The following is a 7,683-nucleotide window of genomic DNA, read 5'->3' as shown; positions in this document are numbered from 1 at the left end:
GCAAGCTGTTGCGCCGGCGCGGCATCCAGGCCGTCATCCCCGAACGCGATGATCAGATCGCCAACCGCAAGCGCCGCGGCGCCAAGGGTGGTCGCCCGGTCACCTACGACACCGAGGCCTACAAGCGTCGCAACGTCGTCGAGCGCGGATTCAACATCTTCAAGCAATGGCGCGCCTTGGCCACCCGCTACGACAAACTCGCCCTGACCTATCGCGGCGGCGTCGTCCTACGCGCCATCACCATCTGGCTCAAGGCTTTAAGAGACACGCCCTAGGAGGATCCCGATGCAGACCTACAACCTGCCCGACGTCGGCGAGGGACTGACCGAGGCCGAGATCGTGCAGTGGCACGTGAAGCCGGGCGACGCCGTGGCGGTGAACGACGTGGTCGCCGAGATCGAGACGGCCAAGTCGCTCGTGGAGCTGCCCTCGCCGTTCGCCGGAACGGTGTCGGAGCTGCTCGTGGCGGAGGGCGAGACCGTCGCCGTCGGCACGCCGATCCTGGCCGTGTCGGGCGAGTCGGACGTGCCCGCGCCCGAGGCGCCGCAGGCGCCGGCCGCCGAGTCTTCCACCGGGGCGTCGGACGCCGGCGGCTCGGTGCTCGTCGGCTACGGCACGGGCGGCGAGGTGCAGACCCGCCGGCGCAAGGCCCCGCGCGAGAAGACCGTCGCGGCCGCCGTGGGCGTGGTCGCCAAGCCGCCGATCCGCAAGCTCGCGCGCGACCTCGGCATCGAGCTGTCGGACGCGACCGCAACGGGAGCCGCCGGCGAGGTGACGCGCGACGACGTGCTGCGGCACGCCGAGCAGGCCAAGGTGTTCCGCAACCTCGAGACGCCGCAGTGGCCCGAGGAGCGCGAGCGACGCATCCCCGCCCCGCCGCGGGCGACGCCCCCGCGCCCCGCCGACGACCGCTACGAGGCGATCCCCGTCAAGGGCGTGCGCAAGGCGACCGCCAACGCGATCGTCGGATCCGCGTACACGGCCCCGCACGTCTCGGTGTGGACCGACGTCAACGCCAGCCGCACCATGGAGTTCGTGCAGCGGCTCAAGCAGCAGCCGCAGTTCGCCGACGTGCGCATCTCGCCGCTGCTCGTGTTCGCCAAGGCGCTGCTGTGGGCCGTGCAGCGCACGCCCGAGATCAACTCGGCGTGGATCGAGACCGAGGACGGCGCCGAGATCCAGGTGCGCGGCTACGTGAACCTGGGCATCGCGGCCGCGACCCCGCGCGGGCTGCTCGTCCCCAACATCAAGGACGCGCACGCGATGTCGACGCGCGAGCTCGCCGTCGCGCTGCAGAACCTCACGCAGACCGCGCGCGAGGGCAAGACCCGCCCCGAGGACCAGCAGGGCGGCACCATCACGATCACGAACATCGGCGTGTTCGGGATGGACGCCGGCACACCGATCATCAACCCGGGCGAGGCGGGCATCGTCGCGATGGGCGCGATCCGGCAGAAGCCCTGGGTGGTCGACGGCGAGGTGCGCCCGGCGTGGGTGACGACGGTGTCGGGATCGTTCGACCACCGCATCGTCGACGGCGACAAGATCAGCCGCTTCCTCGCCGACATCGCGGCCGTGCTCGAGGAGCCCGCGCTGCTGCTCGACTGAGCCGGATCGCGACCGGCGCCGGTCAGGAGCGGTCAGAAATCGCCGTCCTGAGCCTGCAGACACTTGATCCCGAGCCTGCGCCACATCTCGACCACCGAGTTGCGATCGTCGATCGCGGCGATCACGTGGAACCGGCTGCGCAGACGGGTGTCGAAGATCTCGAACTTCACTCGCGCGTCGCTGCGGCGGTCGCCGGCCGCGCGCATGTGCAGCTCGTCGAACGGCACCTCGTTGTCCGCCAGCCACGCGCGCGACTCCGCCTCGCAGCTGTCGTCTCGCCCCGTGAGGACGACGATCTTCACGCTGGGGGCCAGGAGGCTCACGAGCCGCTTCACGGCCGGGTCGACGCGATCCTCGCCCACCCGATGGAACTCATACGGTCCGCGCCGATCCATGTGCGCCAGCGTGCCGTCGAAGTCGACGATGACCGCCTCGGGCAGCCGCGGATCGGGCTCGTAGCGTTCGACGACGATCCGGTCGAGGGGCTCGGCGGCGAACTCGGGGGTGGTGGAGCTCACGACTGACCCTTCGTCTCGTCCGCGACCAGACGGGTCCTGCCGGCCTCGCGGGTAACGCGATATGGAACGCCGAGCTCCGGCACCATGACGACCGACTCGCCCGACACCGAGAAGCGCTCCGGGTTCTTGCTGTGCACCGGCCAGATCACGTCGGCGCCGATCTGCTCCGCGTAGTAGCGGACCTGGTTCGGGTAGCCGTGGCCGAAGAAGTTCTGCTGGAAGGTTGCGAAGTACCGGAAGCCGGCGAGGTCGACGATGCGGCGCAGATTCGCGAAGGCCGGATCGAAGGCGCCGATCGGCACGCCGTCAGCGTGGACGTAGAGGCCGTCCGCGTCGATGAGGTCGAAGAGCTGAGCGGAGTTCCGGTAGCTCACCTGCGCGAGGTACGCCGTCGGATTCGCCACGATGTCGGCCCAGTCAACCACCTCGGCCGCGTCGAGCAGCTCCCGCATCCACGCCGGGCGGTTCTCGTCGAGGTACCGCGCGAAATCGGGCACGGCGACGACCGGCGCCCGGCCGGTGAAGCGCCACATCAGATAGCCGGTCTCCGGCTCGAGCACGAGTCGTCGCCCGCAGGAGCGCGCGAGAGCGTCGAACTGCTCGATCTGATCCGCCTCCCGTTCGTAGAAGTTCACGACCGCCGCGCCCCGATGGGCCGGCAGCACCTGGCGGTACGCGTCGAACGCTTGCTCCGACGAGAGCATGCCGTCCGGCAGCTCGGGCGACGAGGCGATCTCGACCTCCGTCGTGCCGTAGACCATCCTGAGCGTGTCGTCCATGAGCGACGTCACGTCGATCAGCTGGAGGTCGACGTCCATCGCCGAGACCCGCTTCATCTCGTCCCACGTCAGCTCCGGCTCGCTGCTGTGGAGGGAGAGGTCGCCCGTGTAGTGGATCGTGCAGTCGGGGGCGCTGATCACGAAGCTGAAGTCCTGGTATGCCCCCGTGCTCGTGCGGATGGGCAGCACTTCGATCGCGCCCACTCGGATCCGCTCCTCCGGCTCGAACACCCGATAAGCCGTGTGGTGCGGGTGCACGCCCTGCCCGATGTCCTGCAGCGCGCGCTCGATGCGCAGCGCCGGCTCCGAGATGTACACCGGAACCGTGTTGTCCACGAATCCCATCGCCGACATGTGGTCGAGGTGCAGGTGCGACACCAGCACGGCCGTGTTGTGGCGGCCCTCGCGCGGCGGGTACAGGTCGGGCACGGCCGGCGCGGCGCCGGTGAGACGGGCGTCCTTCATCCACGCCGCGTGGCGACGTTCGACGACGCCGTCGTAGACGTCGAGGTCGGGGGTGTAGCCGGTGCCGATCTCGCAGATCACGCGATCGGTCCCGTGGACGATCTCGGCGACGACGCCGCCGACCGTGCCGATGCCGCCGTGGAGGGTGATTCGGGTGCTCGTCATGAGGCTGCTCCTTCTCTCGAGATGCGGATGCCGGGGAGTTCCGGCGCGGTCACTGCTTCATGCCCTGGGTCGAGACGCCGTTGATGATCTGCCGGCGCAGCAGCAGGAACACGATCACCATCGGGACGATCACCACGGCACTCGCCGCCATCAGCCGCTCGTAGCGCACACCGCCCTCGGTGATGAAGTTGTACAGGCCGATGGTCAGGGTGCGCTTCTCGGTCGTGTTGGTCACGAGCAGCGGCCACAGGAATGCGTTCCAGCTCGCGATCGCTGAGAGCACCGAGACGGTCACGAGGGAGGGCCGGTTCATGGGCACCACCACCCGCCAGAGGAACGCCCAGCTCGACGCGCCGTCGATCCGAGACGCGACGCGCAGGGTGGCCGGCACCTTGCGGAACGCGTTGGTCAGGATCAGCGTCGACAGGATGCTGGTGGTGAACGGCAGGATCTGCGCCACGAGGGTGTCGACGAGCCCCCACTGCACGACGGTGTCGTAGTTGACGACCACGAGCACCTCGAACGGCACCATCATGAAGGCGACGGCGAGCGCCAGGAGGGCGGTCTTGCCCGCGAAGTCGAAGAACGCGAGGGCGTACGCCGCGAGGACCGACGTGAGCAGCGACAGCAGCACGACGGACGCCGCGACGATGAACGTGTTCAGGAAGTACTGGTCGAAGCGCCCGGTCTCGAGGGCGAATGCGAAGTTGCCGAAGCGGAGCTCCGCCGGCAGCAGCTGCGGCGGCACGGTGGCGATCTCGGTCGGCGACTTGAAGGCAGACAGCAGCATCCAGATGAACGGGAACAGCATGATCGCGGACGCGGCGATGAGCGCCGCGTGCGACACGATGCGGTTGAGTGCCGACTCCCTCATGAGCGCCTCCTTCGTGTGCGCTGCAGGACCGCCTGCAGGAGCGTGAGCACGAGCACCGCGGCGAAGAGCAGGAGGGATGCCGCGGCCGCACGGCCCAGATCCCATTCGGCCGAGAGCTGCTCGTAGATGTAGTAGACGACGGTGTAGAGCGAGAACCCCGCACCCGGGCTGCCGTTGAAGAGTGGGAACAGCTCGCTGAACACCTTCGAGCTGTCGATGAGGTTCAGCACGGCGACGAGGCCGATCGTCGATCCCATCAGGGGCACCGTGATCCGGAAGAACCTCTGCACGACGGTCGCGCCGTCGATCCGGGCCGCCGTGTAGTACTGCTCGCCGATGGACTGCAGCGCGGCGACGAAGATGAGGATGGTGAATGGCAGGGCGCTCCAGACGCCGAAGATCACCAGCGCCGGCATGTTCCAGCGGGGATCGTTGAGCCAGTTCACCGGATCGAGTCCGATCGTCGACAGCAGGAAGTTCAGCAGCCCGTAGTCGGCGTTGTAGATGTACTTCCACACCATGCCGATGGCGACGGACGACGTGACCAGCGGAAGGAAGAGGGCTGTCTGGTAGAAGGGCCGGAGGAAGCGGATCCTCGCCAGCAGCGACGCGATCGCCAGACCGAGCGAGATCGTGACGGGCACGACGATCACCGTGTACAGGGCGGTGTTCCGCGCCGCGTTCCCGAAGTCCGGATCCCGCAGGACCGCCTCGAAGTTCGAGAGCCCGAACTGCGAGAACTCCCGGGTCAGGATGTTGTAGTCCTCCTGGAACGCCACGATCAGCAGGTAGACGATGGGGTACACCGTGAAGATCGCGGTCCCGACGAGGAACGGCAGCAGGTACGCCGTTGCGCGGGGCCATGACCGACGGTTCGCGGTCATCGGATGCGCCGACCCGACTCGGCGTCGAAGACGTGCACTCCGTCGGCGTCGAAGCCGATCGGAACCTCGGTGCCCACGAGCGACCGGTCGACCTCGCGCCGCGAGACGAGCGCGCTGAGGCGCGCGTCGCCGAGGCGCACGTCCGCGTACACATCGCGGCCGACGTACTGGAGGTCCTCGACCCGCGCGCGTGCCCGCGGGGCGGTCGACGCGAGCGTGACCGTCTCGGATCGGACGCCGACGATCGCCGCATCCACCGTGAGGCCGGCGGGGGCGATGCCCTGCACGATCGTGCCGTCGGCGAGCGTCAGATCGCCGTCGTCGATGCGCCCCCGCAGCTGGTTGATGGGAGGGTTCCCGAGGAACGTCGCGGCGAACAGCTCCGCCGGGTCGTCATACAGCTCCTGCGGATCGGCGAAGTGCACCAGCCGCCCTCGGTTCATCAGCATGGTGCGATCCGAGATGCTCATCGCCTCGTCCTGATCGTGGGTGACGAACACGGTCGTCACCTTGGCCTCGCGCTGGATGCGCTGCAGCTCGACGCGCATCTCGAGGCGCAGCCGGGCGTCGAGATTGCTCAGCGGCTCGTCGAGCAGCAGCAGGCTCGGGTTCTTCACGAGCGCCCTGGCGATGGCGACCCGCTGCTGCTGGCCGCCGGACAGCTCGGCGGGGCGCCGATCCAGGTAGGGGCCCACCTGCACCAGGTCGGCGGCCTCGCGCACACGCCGTCGTCGTTCGGCCCTCGGCACCCGCTCGATCGCGAGGGGGAACTCGATGTTCTTGGCCACGGTGAGGTGGGGATAGAGGGCGTAGTTCTGGAAGACGAACCCGACGCCTCGCTTCTCCGCCGGGACCTTCGTGACGTCGACGCCGTCGAAGAGGATCGTGCCGGCCGTCGGCGCGATGATGCCGCCGAGCATGTTGAGCATGGTGGTCTTTCCGCATCCCGATGGTCCGAGGATGCAGATGAACTCGCCGTCCTCGATGGTCGCGGAGACCCCCTCGACCGCTGGGGCGCTCCCGAAGGTGCGCCCCAGCTCGCGGATCTCAATCCGCATCGACGAGCTCCACGACGATCGCTTCGTCGAGCACGCGCCCGTCCGGCGCCTCCTCGAACTCCAGGCCGAGCAGCCGAGCGAGCGTCGGTGCGAGGTCGATCAGGCTCGCCTGGGCGATCTGGGCCCCCTTCCGCACGCCCGGGCCATGCAGCAGCGAGAGCGTCGGCACCGTGACCGGGAGGCCGCCGTGGTTGCCCCGCAGCCCCGAGTAGCCCTCGTCGGCCGCGTCGACATACGCGCTCTCGGCGCGCCACGAGGTCTCGAACGCGAGTCCGTCCTCACCGCAGACGACGTAGTCGAACGGGCCGACGAGCCCGTGCTCCTGCGCCGCCTGCTCCTTGGTGAACAGGTGCGCCAGCCCGTACGAGCCCGCCTCGACCAGCTCGCGGAGCCACGTCTCAACGGCGTCGCGCGTCTCGCTGTCGTCGGGGTCGCGCAGCTGGATCCAGGCGGACTGCCCGGCCGAGTGGGCGTACGCCTTCCAGTCGACGATCGCGCCGTCGCCGTCGAGCTCAAGGAACCCCGCGTCGCGCAGCAGGGCGTTGAGGTACAGCACGCCGGAGACGTCCTGGATCCCGTGGTCGCCGGCGATCGCGATCACCGTCTGGTCGAGGTCGCCCCAGCGGCTCAGCGCGCCGAGGAGCACACCGAGCTGCTGGTCGTGCCGACGCAGCTCCTCCTCCGCCTGCGGGGAGTTCCGGCCGTGACGGTGCCGAGCGCTGTCGAGGTCGCACAGCTTCACGAGCAGCACGTCCGGCTGCCCGAAGTCGCGGATCAGATCGGGTGTGACGGCCATCGTGAACGCATCGAGCGAGCGGTTCTCGCCCATCAGGTGGTAGCCGTAGCGCCAGAAGTACTCGTCGAGGTGCGCGTCCGTCGCGTGTCCGCGCACGTACGGCTCCGGCTCCCAGCCCGTGTAGTGATACGGCACGATCATCGGCAGCACGGCGTCGAGCGGTGCGCCGCCGGTGATGGGCCAGCTGATCGCCCCGGTGGTGAGTCCCGCCTTGGCGGCGATGTCGAGCAGCGTCTCGACCTGGATCAGCGAGTACTGGTTGAACCAGGCACGGTCGACCTCACCCGCCTTGACGTCCTCGTTGTTGTGGATGCCGTGCCGGCCCGGGTTGCAGCCGGTGATGATCGAGGTGTGGTTGGGGTAGGTGAGGCTCGGGAACACGGGCAGCGTCTCGCGCATCACCGTGCCCTCGGCGATCAGCCGGCCGAAGTTCGGGAGCCGGGTGAGCAGCTCGTAGTCGTCGGCCGACAGGGCGTCGACGCAGAGGATCAGCGCCTTCGGTCGCCGCCCCGCCTCGGGGGTGGTCTGGGTCATGA

At 68.9% G+C, this 7,683-nt stretch carries 8 protein-coding genes; 2 read left to right on the top strand and 6 right to left on the bottom strand.

The features are described from left to right. Positions 1–275: transposase (locus tag G9U51_RS13895; RefSeq protein WP_166197513.1), on the top strand; the 275-nt coding region annotated here is incomplete at its 5' end. A 4-nt stretch (positions 276–279) separates the two neighbouring features. After that, positions 280–1,608, top strand: coding sequence for a dihydrolipoamide acetyltransferase family protein (locus G9U51_RS13890; protein WP_166197534.1), 1,329 nt, complete (start codon positions 280–282; stop codon positions 1,606–1,608). Between the two features lie 32 nt (positions 1,609–1,640). Here G9U51_RS13890 and G9U51_RS13885 read toward each other — a convergent pair whose 3' ends face one another. From G9U51_RS13885 to G9U51_RS13860, 6 genes are read right to left on the bottom strand one after another with little or no spacing between them, the layout of a single operon-like run. After that, entirely contained in the window at positions 1,641–2,126 is a 486-nt protein-coding gene (locus tag G9U51_RS13885; RefSeq protein ID WP_207948315.1) for a phosphatase domain-containing protein, read from the bottom strand. Next, entirely contained in the window at positions 2,123–3,535 is a 1,413-nt protein-coding gene (locus G9U51_RS13880) for an MBL fold metallo-hydrolase (protein ID WP_166197512.1), read from the bottom strand. The genes G9U51_RS13885 and G9U51_RS13880 overlap by 4 nt, the downstream gene beginning before the upstream one ends. A gap of 49 nt (positions 3,536–3,584) precedes the next feature. Continuing rightward, on the bottom strand, positions 3,585–4,409 hold the full coding sequence (locus G9U51_RS13875) for a carbohydrate ABC transporter permease (RefSeq protein ID WP_166197511.1): 825 nt from the start codon (positions 4,407–4,409) through the stop codon (positions 3,585–3,587). After that, positions 4,406–5,293 carry a carbohydrate ABC transporter permease gene (locus G9U51_RS13870; RefSeq protein WP_166197510.1) on the bottom strand — a complete coding sequence of 296 codons (888 nt, stop codon included), beginning with the start codon at positions 5,291–5,293 and terminating at the stop codon, positions 4,406–4,408. The genes G9U51_RS13875 and G9U51_RS13870 overlap by 4 nt, the downstream gene beginning before the upstream one ends. Further along, positions 5,290–6,351 (bottom strand): ABC transporter ATP-binding protein, encoded by a 1,062-nt coding sequence (locus G9U51_RS13865; RefSeq protein WP_166197509.1) that lies wholly within the window; start codon positions 6,349–6,351, stop codon positions 5,290–5,292. Before G9U51_RS13865 ends, G9U51_RS13870 begins: the two co-directional genes overlap by 4 nt. Further along, positions 6,341–7,681 carry an alkaline phosphatase family protein gene (locus G9U51_RS13860; protein WP_166197508.1) on the bottom strand — a complete coding sequence of 447 codons (1,341 nt, stop codon included), beginning with the start codon at positions 7,679–7,681 and terminating at the stop codon, positions 6,341–6,343. Before G9U51_RS13860 ends, G9U51_RS13865 begins: the two co-directional genes overlap by 11 nt. Positions 7,682–7,683: the final 2 nt, after the last annotated feature.

The sequence above is a fragment of the Metallococcus carri genome (assembly GCF_011440275.1).
Classification (GTDB): domain Bacteria; phylum Actinomycetota; class Actinomycetes; order Actinomycetales; family Dermatophilaceae; genus Metallococcus; species Metallococcus carri.
This window is presented reverse-complemented; position numbering and strand designations above follow the sequence as displayed.